Annotated in this window: 15 protein-coding genes; all 15 read left to right on the forward strand. The window is 68.1% G+C overall.

Annotated features, from left to right (window positions below; all coding sequences use genetic code 11):
- Positions 1–453, forward strand: a 453-nt coding sequence (locus VGK32_05800; protein HEY3381262.1) for a hypothetical protein, incomplete at its 5' end; no start/stop codon positions are given.
- A gap of 9 nt (positions 454–462) precedes the next feature.
- A complete protein-coding gene (locus tag VGK32_05805; GenBank protein ID HEY3381263.1) occupies positions 463–2,163 on the forward strand; it encodes a glycosyltransferase in 1,701 nt (566 codons plus the stop codon).
- Entirely contained in the window at positions 2,160–3,806 is a 1,647-nt protein-coding gene (locus VGK32_05810; GenBank protein HEY3381264.1) for a glycosyltransferase family 9 protein, read from the forward strand. Before VGK32_05805 ends, VGK32_05810 begins: the two co-directional genes overlap by 4 nt.
- Positions 3,807–4,056: 250 nt before the next feature.
- Positions 4,057–6,102, forward strand: a complete 2,046-nt coding sequence (locus VGK32_05815; protein ID HEY3381265.1) for an NHL repeat-containing protein — start codon at positions 4,057–4,059, stop codon at positions 6,100–6,102.
- On the forward strand, positions 6,081–7,268 hold the full coding sequence (locus tag VGK32_05820; GenBank protein ID HEY3381266.1) for a DegT/DnrJ/EryC1/StrS family aminotransferase: 1,188 nt from the start codon (positions 6,081–6,083) through the stop codon (positions 7,266–7,268). The genes VGK32_05815 and VGK32_05820 overlap by 22 nt, the downstream gene beginning before the upstream one ends.
- Positions 7,265–8,323: a hypothetical protein gene (locus VGK32_05825; GenBank protein ID HEY3381267.1), complete on the forward strand. Its 1,059-nt coding sequence runs from the start codon at positions 7,265–7,267 to the stop codon at positions 8,321–8,323. The genes VGK32_05820 and VGK32_05825 overlap by 4 nt, the downstream gene beginning before the upstream one ends.
- Positions 8,320–9,006 carry an HAD family hydrolase gene (locus tag VGK32_05830; GenBank protein ID HEY3381268.1) on the forward strand — a complete coding sequence of 229 codons (687 nt, stop codon included), beginning with the start codon at positions 8,320–8,322 and terminating at the stop codon, positions 9,004–9,006. Before VGK32_05825 ends, VGK32_05830 begins: the two co-directional genes overlap by 4 nt.
- Positions 8,996–10,063 carry an N-acetylneuraminate synthase family protein gene (locus VGK32_05835; GenBank protein HEY3381269.1) on the forward strand — a complete coding sequence of 356 codons (1,068 nt, stop codon included), beginning with the start codon at positions 8,996–8,998 and terminating at the stop codon, positions 10,061–10,063. Before VGK32_05830 ends, VGK32_05835 begins: the two co-directional genes overlap by 11 nt.
- Positions 10,032–11,066: an ATP-grasp domain-containing protein gene (locus tag VGK32_05840; protein HEY3381270.1), complete on the forward strand. Its 1,035-nt coding sequence runs from the start codon at positions 10,032–10,034 to the stop codon at positions 11,064–11,066. The genes VGK32_05835 and VGK32_05840 overlap by 32 nt, the downstream gene beginning before the upstream one ends.
- The gene (locus VGK32_05845) at positions 11,063–11,767 is read left to right on the forward strand and encodes an NTP transferase domain-containing protein (GenBank protein HEY3381271.1); all 705 of its coding nucleotides are present in this window, start codon (positions 11,063–11,065) and stop codon (positions 11,765–11,767) included. The genes VGK32_05840 and VGK32_05845 overlap by 4 nt, the downstream gene beginning before the upstream one ends.
- Before the next feature lies 1 nt (position 11,768).
- Positions 11,769–11,996, forward strand: coding sequence for a flagellar FlbD family protein (locus VGK32_05850; protein HEY3381272.1), 228 nt, complete (start codon positions 11,769–11,771; stop codon positions 11,994–11,996).
- Positions 11,997–11,999: 3 nt separating this feature from the next.
- A complete protein-coding gene (locus tag VGK32_05855) occupies positions 12,000–12,812 on the forward strand; it encodes a flagellar motor protein (protein ID HEY3381273.1) in 813 nt (270 codons plus the stop codon).
- A 13-nt stretch (positions 12,813–12,825) separates the two neighbouring features.
- A complete protein-coding gene (locus VGK32_05860; GenBank protein ID HEY3381274.1) occupies positions 12,826–13,689 on the forward strand; it encodes a flagellar motor protein MotB in 864 nt (287 codons plus the stop codon).
- Complete coding sequence (locus VGK32_05865; protein ID HEY3381275.1) at positions 13,686–14,852, forward strand: polysaccharide biosynthesis protein; 1,167 nt, start codon at positions 13,686–13,688, stop codon at positions 14,850–14,852. Before VGK32_05860 ends, VGK32_05865 begins: the two co-directional genes overlap by 4 nt.
- A 57-nt stretch (positions 14,853–14,909) precedes the next feature.
- On the forward strand, positions 14,910–16,499 hold the full coding sequence (locus VGK32_05870) for a glycosyltransferase family 4 protein (GenBank protein HEY3381276.1): 1,590 nt from the start codon (positions 14,910–14,912) through the stop codon (positions 16,497–16,499).
- The last annotated feature ends 116 nt before the right edge of the window (positions 16,500–16,615 follow it).

Consider the following 16,615-nt stretch of genomic DNA (forward strand, 5'->3'; position numbering starts at 1 on the left):
CTCTCGTCGCTGGCGGTGATCGAGGCGGAATCTTCCTCTCCCCGCGATTTGCTCCTCAGCAGCCTGGACGAGGCGGTCGGGGCTGCGAACTCCCTGGCAGTCGGAGCGGAACGGGTTGGGGAGTCGTTCCGCGGTTTCGACGTCAAGACAGCGAACGAAGACCTGACGCAGCTTGCGCAGGGACTGGGCACTCTCGTGGCGATCGTGCAGGCGCTCAGCCAGGCGGTCGGTGTGGATCTGGCCAACGTATCGTGCGCCAAGGGGACTGGGGCGCAGATGATTGACGAGCTCATTGCCCACGCCGACTCGCTGATCGCGTCACAGTCGACGGGGGACTGGATTACCGTGGCCGACGTGATCGAGTATGACATCGCTCCGGCGCTCCGCGCCTGGCCGGACCTGCTGGATGCTCTTCGCGGTGCAGTCCCGGATGTCCCGCGCTCGGTGTCGTGAGAGCCTGCCGTGACCGACCTCTTTCGGGACAATCTGGCCGCGCTCCTCGAACGTTCGCCGGAAACCGGACGCCGCGTTGAGGCGTCGCCCGTTCTGCGCGGGTTCGGCATCGCGTCCTCGGCCGACGGCGGAGCGATAGTCGAGCAGGGGGGCCATCCCCTCGAAAGCCGGCGCGCGCCGGTCGAGGCCGCACGGCGTCAGGCCGCGGCCGTGCCCTTTCCCCGCGTTGCTGTGGCCGGCATCGGAGCCGGGTACCTCGTGGAGGCGTTGTTCGAACGGGGCGTCGAGGTGGCGGCCATCGTCGAGGACGGTACCGACGCGCTGGTCGCCGCGATGTCGGCGCGGGATCTCCGGGCCATTCTCCGGCAGGTTCCGGTCGTGCTGCTCGACACGCTCGGAGATGCCACCGAACGGGTACTCTTCAAGTCCCGCGTGTCGGATCTCGCGCCGCTCGGCGGCAGGGTGGCCGGGAGCGCAGGTCTCGGTGCGCTGGTCACGTCGTGGCCGCGCATTCCTCCGCCCACGCGGCCGCCCCGCGTCCTCGTCGTCGGTCCGATCTACGGGGGCTCGCTGGAAACCTCGCGGTCCACAGCCCGAGCGATGACGGCCATTGGCGCGGACACGAGCTTTCTCGATTTCGCCCCGTTTGGCGAGGGTTGGCGCGCGATCGAGCAGTTCGAACTCCCCACCGAGGGGCGCCGATCGCTCCAGGCCAGTCTGGCGGAGATGCTCGGTGAGACGGTGGTCCGCCGGGCCGAGGCGTGGAAGCCGGACCTCGTCCTGGCGCTCGCGCAGGCCCCGCTCTCGGAGCCGAGTCTTCGTCGGCTTCGCGAGATGGGCTCCCGCACGGCATTCTGGTTCGTCGAGAACGGGCGCGTGCTGCCGTATTGGAAAGATGTCGCACGCAGCTACGATGTGTTCTTCGCAATCCAAGTGCAGCCGTTCATCGACCAGGTGAAAGCGGCCGGCGCGGCCAGGGCGGTGTACTTGCCAACGGCGTGCGATCGCGAACGTCACGTGCCCGTTGTGCTGACCCCGGAGGAGCGCAGCCGGTACGAAACGGATGTGAGCTTCGCGGGGGCGCCGTACCTGAATCGGCGGCGGTTGCTGGGGACGCTTGCCGACTGGTCACCGAGGATTTGGGGCGAAGGGTGGGATCAGACCGAGCTGGCCTCGATGGCCGTCGGCACGGGACATCGCTTCTCCCTCGATGAAATGGTCCGCGTCTTCGCCGGTTCACGGGTCAATCTGAATATCCACTCGGCGGCCCACACCGAAGGACTGGACCCCGATCCGGACTATCTCAACCCACGCACCTTCGAGTTGGCAGCGTGCGCCGCGTTCCAACTCGTGGACGCGAGGCAGCCGCTTCGCGACGCTTTTGCCGAGACCGAGGTCGTCAGCTTCCGTTCGGTGTCGGAACTGCGCGAATGTCTCTCCCACTATCTGGCACATCCCGAGGAGCGGCAGGCGTTCGCACGGCGGGCTCGCGCGCGAGCGCTGGCGGCACACACGTTCGAGCACCGGGCGCGTGAAATTCTGCGTGAAGCGGTGGGGCCCGACTTCGCCGCGGGGGCCATCCTCCGCACCAGGCGAGGCGGCGACGACACGCTCGACGCGGCAATCGATCACGCGGGCCAGGCGAGCCCCGAGATGACGCGCGACGAGGCGCTGCTACGCCTGCTCGGCGCCGTACGGAGCACGAAGTGAAGCCGCGCCGCGTGCTCGTCCTGCAACTGTGCCGCATGGGAGACATCCTCCAGACGACGCCCATGCTGAGGGGGATTCGTCGGGAGCACCCCGACTGGCACGTGACCCTGGTTCTGCTCGACGGTTTTGCCAGCGTGCCCATACCGACACGCCTGTACGACCGTCTCGTCAGCTTCCCACATTCGGCGCTCTTTGCCACCGTGGCCACGAATCCCGATCAATGGCGGGACGGACTGACCCGGCTTCGGAGCCTGATCGAGGAGTTGGGAAGCGAGCCGTACGACCTTGCCCTCAACCTCACGCACAGCGATGTGTCGGGCTATCTGATGGCGGCCGTCCCGAGCCGCGAGCGGCGGGGCGTGGTCTTTGGCGCGGACCGCAAGCGGGCGATTCGCGGCGCGTGGATGCAGTATTTCTGGGCCACGGCGAGGTCCCGCCTGCTTCGCGCGTTCAACCTGGTTGATCTCTACACGTGGTCCGCGGATGTGGGCTGTGACGATGGAGCCCTCGATCTCGCCGTGCCCGATCCCGCGCGCCACCGGATTGAGGAATGGTTGAACGAGCACAAGGCGGGGGTGCGCCCGCTGATCGCGCTGCAACTGGGTGCGAGCGAGCAGATCCGTCAGTGGCGCCCCGAGAACTTCGCCGGACTGGTGGACCAACTTCCCGCCGATGTCGCCGATTTCGTGCTCGTTGGGACTGCGGGTGAGCGCCCCTTGGCGGACCGCTTCAAGGCGGTCGTCAGGCGCCCGGTGCTCGACGCGGTCGGCTCCACGTCCTTGACGGAACTCGGTGCGCTGCTCGGGCGTTGCCGCCTTCTCGTCACCAACGACACCGGAACCATGCACGTGGCCACAGCGGTCGGCACCAAGGTGCTGGAGATCACGCTGGGCCCCGCGCTCGCTCACGAGACGGGTCCGTACGGTGTCGGTCATCTCATTGTCGAGCCGGAGATCGCGTGCTTTCCGTGTCCGGCGGGGGCGGACTGCAACCACCGATCGTGCCACGAGTACCTCTCGCCCGGGGCGGGGGCGGCACTGGTCCGCTTCGCGATGGGCGAGCCCGGTGTGCCAACCGTGCCTGGCGGGCGAGTCCTGTGCGCCGTTCGCGCGGCGTCAGGAGGCGTCGAGTACCGCCCTCTCGTTGCCTCGACGATGAAGCCGACGGATATTCTCCGCGACCTGACGGGGCAAGCGTGGGGGGACTCGCTGGGCTTCCCGCACCCTGCCGCGGGCGTACAGGCGCCGAAGCGAGATTTGCTGCCCTCCGGCCTGACCGACTGGGCGTGGGCCACGCCGGTGATCAAAGCCCTTGCGGAGGTCGAGACCGAGGCCCGGAATGCCGGGGCCCTGCTCCGGCGGCTTCCGGGCGCGCCGCGGAAGGAACAGGCCGATCTGGCCGCGCGCACGCATCGGCACCTCGAGCGACTCCTGCTGCTCGGCGAGATTGAACCTTCCTGCCTGCCTCTGGTGACCGGTCTTCGGGTTGAACTTGAATCGATTGTGGCTTCCGACCTGCGGACGCTCACGCGAACCCAGACCGCAGCCTATCTCGCGGTCTCCGGGCGCGCGATCCGCCTCGCCAGTCTGCTGAGCGCGTGCGCACCGGCCCCCTCTTGTGCGACCATGTCGGCCGGGATATAGCCCGGGACCGGGCACCGGTGTCTGCTCGGAAGATGCGAGTTGGAGCACCGGGAGGGCGGTGAAGTGGGCCCTGGCGCTGGTATTTCACTTGCAGGTCCGAGCGGTACCACGGCGTGCCGATGCGACGTGCGGGCGAAACACACCGGATATCGACGAAATCGCCGCACGGTTGGACGTCGGCTGGACGACCGCCCGTGTCGTGCGTCCGTCGTTGTGCGCCCACACGGCGTGCAGGGTTTCTGGAGGACTTGTGGCCAGCATCACGCGCCCGGCAGACGATATGACCGGCGGGACTGTGCCCTCGCGTGCCGCAAGCCAGGTCATCCATGATGTGGGGGGGGCGGGCCCGATCTATTCCGCGGCGACCGGCCCCGACGGCCGCCGGTATTTCAGCGACGAATTCCATCACCGCGTGGTCATCGAAGAGTCCACCGGCTACCACTGGAGTTTCGGCCAGATGGGCGGCGGGGCTGGAGAATTTCGCCATCCCAGGGGCCTCGCACTCTTGGCCAGTGAGACGATTGAGGCGTGCCGGCTGTTCGTGTGTGACGCCTGGAACCACCGGATCCAGGTCTTCGACGGTCAGGGTGTCTTTCTCTTCGCGTTTGGGAGTGCCGGCAACGGCGAAGGACAATTCGACGTCCCGTCCGACATCACGCTGATACGGCCCGAGTTCCCTGGCGAGGATCTGGGAACGGATCCACACGACGGCACCTGGCTGGCGGTCGCCGACCGCTGGAATAACCGGGTACAGGTGTTCGACTTCGATGGTGCGTTCATCGCGACCACTGGCGGTCGCCTGCGCTCGACGACGGCGTCGCACGGTGCGCTCGGCGCGACCGGCGGCTGGCCGTTCTTCCGAATCGGCGTCGATCCCACCACCTGGTTTCCGGTTCGCCTCCATTGGAGCCCGCCCCACCTCGAAATCACTTCGGCAAATGGTCGGATTCTGAACGTCGATCTCGCGCTGGCGATGTTGCCCGATTTCGAGCGCTGGCGGCAGACCGCGTCGATGGCCGAACTGGCGGAGGCCCGCCGCGAACTCACGTCAGGCGCCGGCGCGCTGCGGTCCGCGCCCGAGGTTCTCGCGGCGATCGACACTCGGCTTGGAGCGGCCCAGCTGGCTGACGGTCGTGCGAGCGACGCGGCGCGCAGTTGGGCGATGGCCTGGCCGACGGGGCTGTCCCCTCGCGCGGTGGATCGGCAGCTCGAACAACGGGTGGTGGCGGCCGAGGCCTATCTGTCGGGTCCGTCCGCCCGCGTGCGCAGACGGTTGCTGCTGAAGGGACTGCGATCGCGGCTGGCCATCGAGCGGCGACGGCGGGCGCGTGAAACTGTGACGCTCCACCTCCAGAGTGAGCGCAGCGCGTCGCGAGCGCGGCACGACGCCGTAATCGGTACGGCGGTGGACCCCGCGGCACTTTCGAGCCTCTGGGCGCCGACCGCGCGGCTCTCGGCGCTGAAGACGCGGGTGGGTGTGCTCGAACGACGACAGGATCCGTCTGCCACGATCTGCTGGACCGCCCCCCCGGTCGAGGGAGATCTGCGGCACGCCACGGTCGCGCACGGACAACTGGCGGTCGTGGCGGCCAGGCAGCCGGCGGTGTGGGTGTTCGACGCCGACTGCGCGCCGCTCGGTCGGTTCGCGCTGCCGGCCGGAACACATCCCCGAGGGATCGCGGCCGGCCCGGCCGGCGGCTGGTACGTTTCGGATGTTCAGCACGATTGCCTGCTCCACCTGGACGCGGCCGGCAAGATCGTCGACCGGTGGGGCCATCACGGCGAGCGTCCAGATGCGTTCAACGGGCCGCTCGGTCTGGCCGCGGACGCCGAAGGTCTGTTCGTCGCAGACCGCGACAACGATCGGGTCGAGCAGTATGACGATCGCGGGTGCGCGCTCGGCGCCTATCCGCGCCTGAGCGCTCCGACCGCGGTCGCCATCGATTCCGAGAGTCTATGGGTGGCGGAATGGCGCAGGCACGCCGTGCGTCGCCTGGCCCGTGCCACCGGCGAAATTCTCGGCGTGTTGCAGCATCCGGACCTGGTTGCCCCCGTGGCGGTGGCGTTGACGGACGAACTGGTGCTCGTGGCGGACTACTGCGGCGGGGTGCACGCGTTCACGACCGCGGGCACGTGGCGTGGATGCGTGACGATGGTCGATGGGCGCTCTTTCGGCCGCCTTCACGGATTGGTCGTCATCAAAGGGTACGGCGTCGCGGTCGATCACGATCACGGCTGCCTGCTTCGATTCCGACTCCCACAGGGAGATCAGTCATGGCAGTCCGAGTCACGGTAGAGACGCATCCGTTCATCGAATTCTCCCGGCCGACCATCGGCCCCGAGGAGATCGAAGCGGTCGCCGACGCGATGCGGTCGGGATGGTTGTCGTGCGGGCCGCGCACGAAGGAGTTCGAGACGGCGTTCGCCGCTTTCGTCGGGGCACGATATGGCGTCGCGGTCAACTCCTGCACCGCGGCGCTGCACCTCTCGCTGTTGGCCGAAGGCGTCGGACCGGGCGACGAGGTGATCACGACGCCGCTCACCTTCTGCGCGACAGCCAACGCCGTGCTGCACACCGGGGCGACGCCGGTCTTCGCCGACATCGACCTGCTGACGATGAACATCGATCCCGCGGCGGTCGAAGCGGCGATCACGCCAAAAACCAGGGTGCTGCTCCCAGTGCACTTCGGCGGACGTCCGGCGGATGTGCTCACCCTCCGCGCGCTGGCGCGCAGGCGGGACCTGGCGTTGATCGAGGACGCGGCGCACTGCGTGGACGGGATGATTGGCGGTGAGCGCATTGGGGCGATCGGCGACTTCACCTGTTTCAGCTTCTATGCGACGAAGAATCTCACGACCGGTGAAGGCGGCATGATCACGACCGATTCGCGTGAGCAGGCCGAGTGGCTGCGCATCGCGGCGCTGCAGGGAATGAGCCGGGACGCCTGGGCGCGCTATTCGCGAGCCGGCGGCCGTCTGTACGACGTGGTCATGGCCGGCTTCAAGTACAACATGACCGATCTGCAGGCGGCAGTCGGGCTGCAGCAGCTCCGCCGCCTGGCCGACATGCAGGCCCGGAGGGAAGCGATCTGGGCCCGCTATGACGAGGCATTTGCCGATCTGCCGGTGACGCGCCCCGCCGAGCCCGCGCCGGGAACCCGCCACGCCAGGCACCTCTACACGCTGCTCGTCGATCCCGACGTCGCGGGCTGCTCCCGCGACGGCCTGCGCGAGGCGTTGCGCGAGAGGGGCATCGGCACGAGCGTGCATTTCACGGCGCTTCATCTGTTTGCGTACTATGCGGATCGCCTCGGCCTCAAGCGCGGGATGTTCCCGAACGCCGAGTTCGTGTGCGATCGGACGATGTCGTTGCCGTTCTCCTCGGCCATGACGGACGAGGAGGTCGAGCGGGTCATCGAGAGCGTGAGGGCCCTGCTCGCATGCCCGCGCGGCGCCTCATGATGAGAGACGACGACCATGCGGCCCGGAGACCCGGCGCGCGCCAACGCCGTGCAGGGCCGTGTTCGCGCCAGCGGGGCGATCCGCGCATCGGCTCCGTGCTGTTCCGCGTGGCCGCCGGGCCCCGGACGGGATTTGGCCACCTGCAACGTGCCCTGTCGCTGTCTCGCGCCCTGCACGTTCCGCCCGTCATGTCGATTCGCGGATCGTCCGCCACGCTCCGCGCCGCACGGCGGCTTGGTGTACGGGTGGTCGACGGATCCAGCGCCCGGAATATCCTCCTTCGACAGCGCCCCCGAATCCTGATCATCGACGACCGTGAGGCTCGCGCCACCGCACCATGGCGACGCGCCGCGCGCGGGCTGGGCGTCCCGATCGTCAGCATCCACGACCTCGGGATCGGGTTCGGCGATGCGGACCTGATCGTGGATGGGAGCCTCACGGCGCAGGCGCCGGCGGGCGTGGTCGCCCGGGTGTTGATCGGTACTTCGTACGCGATTCTTGGTCGGACGGCGCGGGCAGGGCCGCGTCGGCCGGCGGCGGGGGAGTCGGTGGTGATCGCGCTCGGTGGAGGGCGCCGCCGGGGGTTGGCCGTGCGACTGGCACGAGCCCTGCGCGTTCGGCGGCCGGCGGCCGAGGTCCTCGTTGCCGGCGGATTCAGCGCAACCGGACGCCAGCGGGGGCCTGCCGGGATTCGTTGGATTCGGCCCGATGGCCTTTCCGACGCGTTGCGGCAGGCTTCGGTGGCCATTGTCGGCGGGGGCGTGACGCTCTACGAATCGTGCGCGCTCGGTGTGCCGACAGTGGGGATCGCCGTCGTGGCGTCGCAGGTGCCGACCGTGACAGCATTTGCGGCGCGCGGAGCGATCATCGGCGGAGGGCTCGCGTCGGGCCGCGGCGACTCCCCGGCGATTGTCGTCACGCGCGTCGTTGGCGAGGTGGTCAACCTGCTGCAGGACGGCGCGACGCGTCGGCGCCTGGCGAGCGCCGCGGCATCGCTGGTTGACCGGCGCGGCGCCGAGCGCGTGGCGACTGCCATCCGAAGGCTGTGGCCATGACGCGGCGCGCGATCATCTTCGACCTCGACGAGACGCTCTACCGCGAGCGACGGTTCGTGCTGAGCGGCTATCACGCGGTCGCCAGCGCCGCGGCGCTGGAGTCGGGCGTTCCGGAGCGTGAGATCCTCACGGTTTTGGTTGGCGCGCTGCGACGAGGTCGCCGTGCGCGGGCGTTTCAGGACGTGTGCGAGTGCTTCGGGCTTCCGGCGGGGAATACCTCCCGCTGGCTGGCGATCTACCGCGCTCACGAGCCGCGGTTGCGGCTTCCGCGACCATCCCGGGAGACCCTTCTCTCGTTGCGGCCGTCCTGGCGAACCGGGATCCTCACGAACGGGCTACCATCCGTCCAGGCGGCGAAGGTGCGCGCGCTCCGGCTCCGGGATCTCGTGGATGCTGTCGTCTATGCCGACGAGTTCGACGGCGGCAAGCCGAGCGCAGCGCCGTTTCTCGAGATGCTCGCGCGTCTCGGCAGCGAGCCCGCGCGAGCGGTCTTTGCTGGAGACGACCCGGTGCGCGATATCGGAGGCGCGATGCAGGTCGGAATGCGGACGGTGCTCGTTCGCAGGTCGGCAATGAGCGGCATGGCTGCGGGACCCGAGCCGGATGCGGTCGTGCGATCGGTGTCGGAGATCCCCTCAATCGCCGCGCGGTGGATCGGCGAGGAGTTGGCGTATGTGCATTGAGATCGGAGCCCGCCACGTTGGACCGGCCGAGCCGCTGTTCGTCATCGCAGAACTGGGGATCAACCACCGCGGCTCCCTCCAGACAGCGCTCGACCTGCTCGATGCGGCTGCCGACGCGGGGGCCTCGGCCGTCAAGCTTCAAACGATCGAGGCCGATCGGCTCGTGGCTGAGAGCTGTCCGGCGCCCGCGCACGTCGCGGCCCGATCGCTCCGCGAATTCTTCCGCCAGTTCGAGTTGGACGAAGCGGCGCACCGGGCGATCGCCGAGCGGGCCCGGGTGCGGGGCGTCGCGATGATGTCCACGCCGTTCAGCGAAGAGGCGGTGGATCTGCTCGATCGCATCGGCTGCGACGCGCTGAAAATCGCGAGCGGCGACCTGACACACACGAGGCTCATCGAGCGGGCCGCCCGCACCGGTCGTCCGTTGATCCTGTCGACCGGCATGAGTGACTTGCACGACGTGGCGGCGGCGGTGGGCTGCGCGCGCAGCGCGGGAGCGCGTCAGATTGGCCTGCTGCACTGCGTGTCTGCGTACCCGGTGCCGGCGGGGAGCGAGAACCTGCGCGCGATCGCCGAGCTCGCGCGCGTGTTCGCCGTGCCCGTTGGACTGTCGGACCACACCACCGAACCCCTCGCTGCCGCGTTGGCGGTCGCGCTCGGGGCTTCGATCTACGAGCGTCATTTCGTACTCGACGAGGCAAACTGCGGAGCAGACGCCGCCGTCTCCTCGACGCCGACCGAACTTTGCAGGATCATCGTCGAGGCCGAGCGGGCGCGACGGGCCCTCGGCCACGGCCGGAAGATCTGTCTACCTGCTGAGGCCGTGAACGTGGAGGCCAGCCGCCGAAGCCTCTACGCGCTACGGGACCTCGAGGTGGGAGACGTCGTCGGGCCGGAGGATTTCACCGCGCTCCGCCCGGCGTCCGGGCTCGCGGCGGACCGCTGGCGCGAACTCGTTGGCGTTCGCCTGGTTCGCCGGGTCGGGTCGGGCGGACCATTCCTCGACACAGACATCGAGGCACAGCGTGAGAAAGGGCACGTCGTTCATGTCGCTTAACGTACTCCTTACGGCCGGCTCGCGGCGCGTTCCGCTGCTCGAGGGCTTCCGCCGTGCCCTCCGGGACCTCCGACTGGCCGGTTCGGTCCACGTGACCGACGTCAATCCGTTGTCGCCAACCGTGCTCGTGGCCGATCGGGCGCACCTGGTACCGCTCTCCAACGACCCGGGCTACCTGGACTGCGTCACGGAGATTTGCAACCGCGAACGGATCGGTCTGCTCATTCCGACGATCGACGACGAGTTGCCGCTGTTCAGTGATGCCCGCGACAGGTTCGCACGGATCGGCGTGTGCGTGGCCATCTCGGACGCGTTCGTCACGACGCTGTGCAACGACAAGTTCGCGACGTGTGCCTACTTGCGTGACCGGCGCGTGGCCGCCGCCGAGTCGTACCTGCCCGAGACGCTTCCCGATGACGTGGCGTTCCCTGTGTTCGTGAAGCCCCGCTTCGGCCGGGGGAGCATCGGGGCTTTTCGCGCGGACGACCGCCGCCAACTCGACTTCTTCCTGTCGTACGTGCCCGATCCGGTCATCCAGGAGTACCTCAACGGCCCTGAATTCACGATCGATCTCTTCTGCGACTTCAATGGGACGCCCATCTCCATCGTGCCCCGCGAACGCGCGGTCATCCGCGCCGGCGTCATCGACCGCGGACGGACGGTTCGCGATCAGGTGCTGATCGATCTGGCCCTCACCTGCTGCGCGGTCCTGAAGTTCGAGGGACCGTGTAACATCCAGTGCCGTGTCGTCGACGGCGTGCCAGTCATCTTCGAGATCAACCCACGATTTTCCGGCGGCATTCCACTGACGATTGCGGCCGGGGCCGACTTCCCGCGGATGCTGGTCGAACTCGCGATTGGTCGCGACGTGAAGCCGGTGATTGGCGAGTTCACACCGGATCTGTGGATAACCAATTACGAGTCGTCCTTCTTCGTGGATTCGACGCGGCTGACGGCATTGACCGAGCGCGCGACGGGGCGGCGCGTCACGGAGGTGGCATGAATCTCGGCGGCCTGCCGATCATCCTGCAGGCGAGGATGGGGTCCAGCCGATTGCCAGGCAAAGTGCTGGCCGACCTCGTCGGTCGGACCGTGTTTGCGCACTGTGTGGCGCGGCTCCAGCGGGCGGGTGTTGGGCCGGTGGTGCTGGCCACGTCCGACAGGCCGGGCGACGACCCTCTGGTGGAGGCGGCCGAATGTCTGGGAATTCGCGTCGTTCGAGGTCCGGAAGACGACGTGCTTCAGCGTTTTGCCCTGGCTGCCGATTATCTTGACGCCCGCTTCTTCATCCGGGCGACGGCGGACAATCCTGCCGTCGACATCGACGCCCCAGCGCGGGTTGGAGCGGCGATTCTCGCAGGTGGAGCCGACCGCGTGGTGGAAACAGGGTTGCCGATCGGAGCCGCAGTTGAGGCTGTCCGCGTGGCGGCCTTGTACCAGGCGCTGGCACAGACGCGAGGCGCTTACGACCGGGAGCACGTGACACCGTATATCTACCGGAATCCGTCCCGGTTCCTGGCCCTCGCACCCGAAGCGCCACCGGCGCTGAGACGGCCCGATCTGCGGCTGACGGTGGATACGGCAGACGATTTGGCGTTCATGCGACGGGTCTTCGAGCGGGCGGCCCCGGCGGGTGAGACGGCGTCGCTCGCCGAGATCATCCGATCGGCCGACGCCGTTGGACGGCCTGGCCAGGTGGCGTGACATGATTTCCGTGACGCGGCTCGACGGTTCGCCGATGTTGCTGAACGCCGACCTCGTCGAGTGGATCGAGCGGACGCCGGATACTGTCATCGGATTGGTGAATGGCGACCGATTCCTGGTGCGGGAGACGCCAGAGGAAATCGTGCGGCGAGTGATCGACTTCAAGCGGGCGGTGCAGGCAGGTCCGGTTCTGCGAATGGCGGACGGATCGGCCGGCTCGGACGGGTGATCCATGGCTCCACGCAACGTGCGCAAACGACGGCTCGACCTGACATCGGTGATGGGCGTTCCTCTCGGGATCGGCATCATCCTGCTTGGCCAGGTGCTCGAGGGCGGTTCGGCCCGGTCGCTGCTGCAATTGACCGCGGCCATCATTGTATTTGGCGGGACGCTCGGAGCCGTGCTCGTGAGTTTTCCATTCGCCGACGTGAAGCGGGCTGTGGCCAGTCTGGGCCGCGTCTTCACCGAAGACGACGAGTCGGCTGACTCGACGGTCAGCGCGATCCTGCGGTACGCCCGCATCGCCCGGAAAGACGGCATGCTCGCCCTGGAAGAAGAATCGGCGCATGCGAAGGACCCGTTGCTTCGGAAGGGGCTGATGCTGGCGGTGGACGGGGTGAACCCGAAGACGGTACGCGAGATGCTCGAGATCGATCTGGCAGGAGCCGAAGAGCGCGACCTCCAACCGAGCCGCGTGTACGACGCGGCCGGGGGGTACGCGCCGACCGTCGGCATCCTGGGCGCGGTCCTCGGCCTCATCCACGTGATGGAGAATCTCAGTGATCCGAGCCGTCTGGGGAGCGGCATCGCGGTGGCCTTCGTCGCGACGGTGTACGGCGTCGGCGTGGCCAACTTGATCCTGCTGCCCATCGCCAACAAGCTCCGCGTGCGCGCCACGGAAGCGGCGCGGCGCCGCATCCTGGTTTTCGAAGGCGTGCTCGCGATCCAGGAAGGGCTCAACCCGCGGCTCATCGACCAGAAACTCCGCGGATTCACCGGAACGCCCGCTGCCCGGGCCGCCGAGCCAGACGGTCGGGCGGCGTAAGGCACGAGCCGTGATGACACCTGCACCGGGCTACCGATATCGCCGGCGGATAGAGGCCGAACCGGTCAACCAACACCGATGGATGGTCTCGTACGCCGATTTCATCACACTCCTCTTCGCCTTCTTCACGACGCTCTACGCGATCTCGAATGTCGACCTCCAGAAGATGAATCGCCTGGTCTCGGCCCTGCAGGTCGCGTTCGACTCCAAGGGCGCGGTCGGCCTTCCGCGCAAGACCGGGCTGACGGCAAGTCCGGCGAATGACCCGAGAGAGGTCGCGTTCAAGAGCGGCTCGGCCGCCCGACCCGTGACCGCCAACGCCGAGGATCTTCCGAAGTTGCCGCTCAACGTCCTGGCCGCGCTCGACCGGGGTCTGCTCGAGACGGCGCTCGGCGGCGTCAAGGGGCGTCTGACCGAGAGGCTCGCCCCCGCCATCAAGGACGGGCGCGTGGCCCTCGAGATCGACCGGCGCGGCCTGGTCGTGTCGATCCGGGAAAACGGCAGCTTCCGGACGGGCAGTGCCGATCTGTCCGATACGACCAGGGGCCTCATTGCCGAGATCGCGGCGTCGCTCACGGGCCTGCCGAATTTCGTGCGCGTGGAAGGCCACACCGACGACGTGCCGATCCACACGAGCCGCTTCGCGTCGAACTGGGACCTCTCGACAGCCAGGGCCACGGCTGTGGTGGCCTTCCTCCTCCAGGAACATGGCTTCACCCCCGACAGGCTCTCTGCGGCCGGCTACGCCGAGTTCCATCCGCGTGTGCCGAACGCCAGCGAGGCGGACCGAGCCCGCAACCGGCGTGTGGACATCGTGATCCTCAACCAGACGACCACCAGGGCTGAGGAACCCGTGCCGGCGGAGAAGGGTCAGTGATCGATCTGCGCGACGTCCCGACGCAGGAGCAGCTGCTCGGCCGCCGGATCCCGGAGATCCTGACGTCTGAGGACCGGCGGGCGTTCACGGGTCAGCGGGTCATGATCACGGGTGCCGGCGGGTCGGTGGGATCGGAGTTGGCACGCCAGATCGCGCGGTGCGGCCCGGCGCGGCTCACGTTGTTCGAACAGTCGGAATACAACCTGTTCAGGATCGAGGAAGAACTGGCGGAGGAGTACCCCGACCTGCCGCTCGACCCGATCCTCGGCGACGTTCGCCGCCGTCGTTCGATCCGTCTTGCATGCCGGACCTCCCGGCCGCACGTCATCTATCACACGGCGGCCTACAAGCACGTGACGATGACCGAGCGCGCGTTGTGCCCGGCGATCGAGGCGAACGTTCTCGGCGCGCTCGCGGTGGCGCGCGCGGCGGAAGACTGTGGCGCACGACTCGTCCTCATCTCGTCCGACAAGGCGGCCCAGGCTCGCAGCGTGATGGGCGCGACGAAGCGACTCGCGGAACTCACCGTCGTCACCCTGGCGTCGGCCACGTTCCGACCGGTGGTCGTTCGCTTCGGCAACATCCTGGGCAGCAGCGGTAGCGTCGTCGAGGTCTTGCTGGAACGAGCCCGGCACAGCCGGCCGCTCCTCGTGACGCATCCCGACGCCACTCGCTACTTCATGACGGCGCAGGAAGCCGTGTCACTGGTGATGAAGGCCGATCTGCTGGGGCGGGCCGGCGAGACGTACTGGCTGGACATGGGGGGGCCGGTGCGGCTGATGACGCTGGTGCAGCGCCTGGTCGCGATGATGGAGCGCGAGGGATACCCGACGGTGCCGATCAAGGTCGTGGGTCTCCGTCCGGGCGAGAAGCTCCATGAGGAGTTGACGACTCACGGCCTCGAGCTGTGCCGGACACCGCACCAACGGATCTGGACCGCGAGGCAGGCGGCGTTCGACGGGGGGAAGATCAGGCGCGTGCTGCGTGCGCTTCGCCAGGACATCGAGCACGACGACGCGATGGCGGCGTTGTCGGATCTGTCGGCCGCCGTGCCCGAGTTCGAAGCGAGCCCGGAGGCATGGAAGGCTGCGGCCGCGTCGTCGATGACGACGAGCGGAGCGGTACGGCCGCCGACCGCTCCGCTCCTGCAGCAGACGCTGTAGCCGAGACCAGCCTCGGTCAGTTGGTGCCCCGGCGCCCTTGGGCTATGCTGTGACGGCATGAAGCGCTTCGGCACCATCTTCCCGTTTCTCGAAGCCGGGCGTCAGCCCCGCCACATAGGGCGTCTGGTCGCCAACCACGATTTTGCCCAGGCCATCCTCCGATACGGTGATTTCGACGAGTTCGTCTTCAGCAATCCCACACCTTCGAATCTGAACGTCTTCGCAGACGTGGTCCGCACCTGGGGCTTGTCCGAACGACGTCTCTCGCAGGTGCGGTTCGTGCCGCTGCCCAACTTGGCGGGGGTTCTCGAGGCCGACGCGTTTCACGTGTTCCATCTCGGCGGGTGGGGCTGGTTCATGCCCGGCCTTCACTTCCTGCGGGCGCGTCACGCGTCGAACCCGTGGCCCATCACGGCCGTGACACACTCGCTGAACGGACGCGACGTGATTGACAACGCCGTCCGTGTCTCACACGCGCAGTTCGCACCCTACGACGCGATTTTCTGCACGAGCAGGGACGGCCGCGAGGCCCTCCGCCGGCTGCTCGAAGGCGGCGCAGCGATTGCGGGGCACGCGTTCGCCGGCCACCTGGAACACCTGCCGCTCGGGATCGACGACGATCTGTTCGAGACGTCGGGCGACCGCGCGCGGGGGCGGGCGCGACTGAAGATCGATCCAGACGCCGTCGTATTGCTGGTCCTGGGCCGGATCACGCCCTTCCAGAAGATGGATCTCGGCCCGGTGCTCCGAACCCTCGCTCACGACATCCTGCCGCGTGCGGGTCGGACGGTGTGCCTCCTCCTGGCGGGGAGCGCAACCGCGGACGACCTGCGTCTGGTCAAGGCCGACGTGGACCGCTACGACCTGGCGTCACACGTGCGCGTGCACCCGAACTTTCCGGTCGACCAGAAGGCCGACGTGCTGGCGACGGCCGATGTGCTGGTGTCACCCGTGGACAACGCTCAGGAGACGTTCGGCTTGAGCCTGATCGAGGGGATGGCTGCCGGGCTGCCCGTGGTCGCCTCCAGGTTCGACGGGTACAAGGATCTGATCGACGACGGCGTGGACGGCTTCCTGATCGACACGTACTGGAGTGCGCTGGACCCCGTGGAGGAGCTGTTCGACCTGCTGGACCGCGACGCGGCGCAACTGTTCCAGTCGCAGAGCGTGGCGATCGATCTCCCTCAACTCGCCGACCGCGTGCTGCGACTCGTGCAGGACCCCTCGCTCAGAGCGTCGATGGGAGCGGCCGGGCGGGCCAAGGCGGCTCGAGAGTACAAATGGAGCCGGGTGGTCGCGCGCTACGAGGCGTGCTGGAACGTGCTGGCCGACCAGGCCAGGACGACGGGACTCGTTTCCGCGGGCGAGCACCTGTACAACCTTGGGGCGGGCCGGATCTTCTCCCACTACGCCTCGCATCGGGTGCATCGCGACGAGCGCCTGGTGGCGGTCGGCGAGGGCCTGGACGTCCGTCCGTACAACGAGACCGCTGTGCTGCTCGACCATGAGCTGCTGTCACGCGTTCACTCGAAGGCCGCGAACGGTGCCACGGTGACGCAGTTGCTCGAGGCCGCACAGGCGCCTGAGGCCCAGGCGTGGTTCGCCGTACAGTGGCTGCTGAAATACGGGATGCTCCGGCGCGCGTAGGAGCCAACCGAGGCCCGCCCTGCGACAACTGGATTCCGCAGAACTCCCGCCAGATTCCGATGCCGTGAATCCCCCGCACCCGCTGGAATCGTGGATGACGTCTCCTGGCGGCTCAG

It is taken from the genome of Vicinamibacterales bacterium (genome assembly GCA_036504215.1).
GTDB lineage: Bacteria > Acidobacteriota > Vicinamibacteria > Vicinamibacterales > Fen-181 > FEN-299.

Coding starts and splice junctions, on each gene's coding strand:
- VGK32_05820 (HEY3381266.1), top strand. CDS start 6,081: ATGGCAGTCCGAGTCACGGTAGAGACGCATCCGTTCATCGAATTCTCC.
- VGK32_05850 (HEY3381272.1), top strand. CDS start 11,769: ATGATTTCCGTGACGCGGCTCGACGGTTCGCCGATGTTGCTGAACGCC.
- VGK32_05825 (HEY3381267.1), top strand. CDS start 7,265: ATGATGAGAGACGACGACCATGCGGCCCGGAGACCCGGCGCGCGCCAA.
- VGK32_05855 (HEY3381273.1), top strand. CDS start 12,000: ATGGCTCCACGCAACGTGCGCAAACGACGGCTCGACCTGACATCGGTG.
- VGK32_05835 (HEY3381269.1), top strand. CDS start 8,996: ATGTGCATTGAGATCGGAGCCCGCCACGTTGGACCGGCCGAGCCGCTG.
- VGK32_05845 (HEY3381271.1), top strand. CDS start 11,063: ATGAATCTCGGCGGCCTGCCGATCATCCTGCAGGCGAGGATGGGGTCC.
- VGK32_05830 (HEY3381268.1), top strand. CDS start 8,320: ATGACGCGGCGCGCGATCATCTTCGACCTCGACGAGACGCTCTACCGC.
- VGK32_05870 (HEY3381276.1), top strand. CDS start 14,910: ATGAAGCGCTTCGGCACCATCTTCCCGTTTCTCGAAGCCGGGCGTCAG.
- VGK32_05860 (HEY3381274.1), top strand. CDS start 12,826: ATGACACCTGCACCGGGCTACCGATATCGCCGGCGGATAGAGGCCGAA.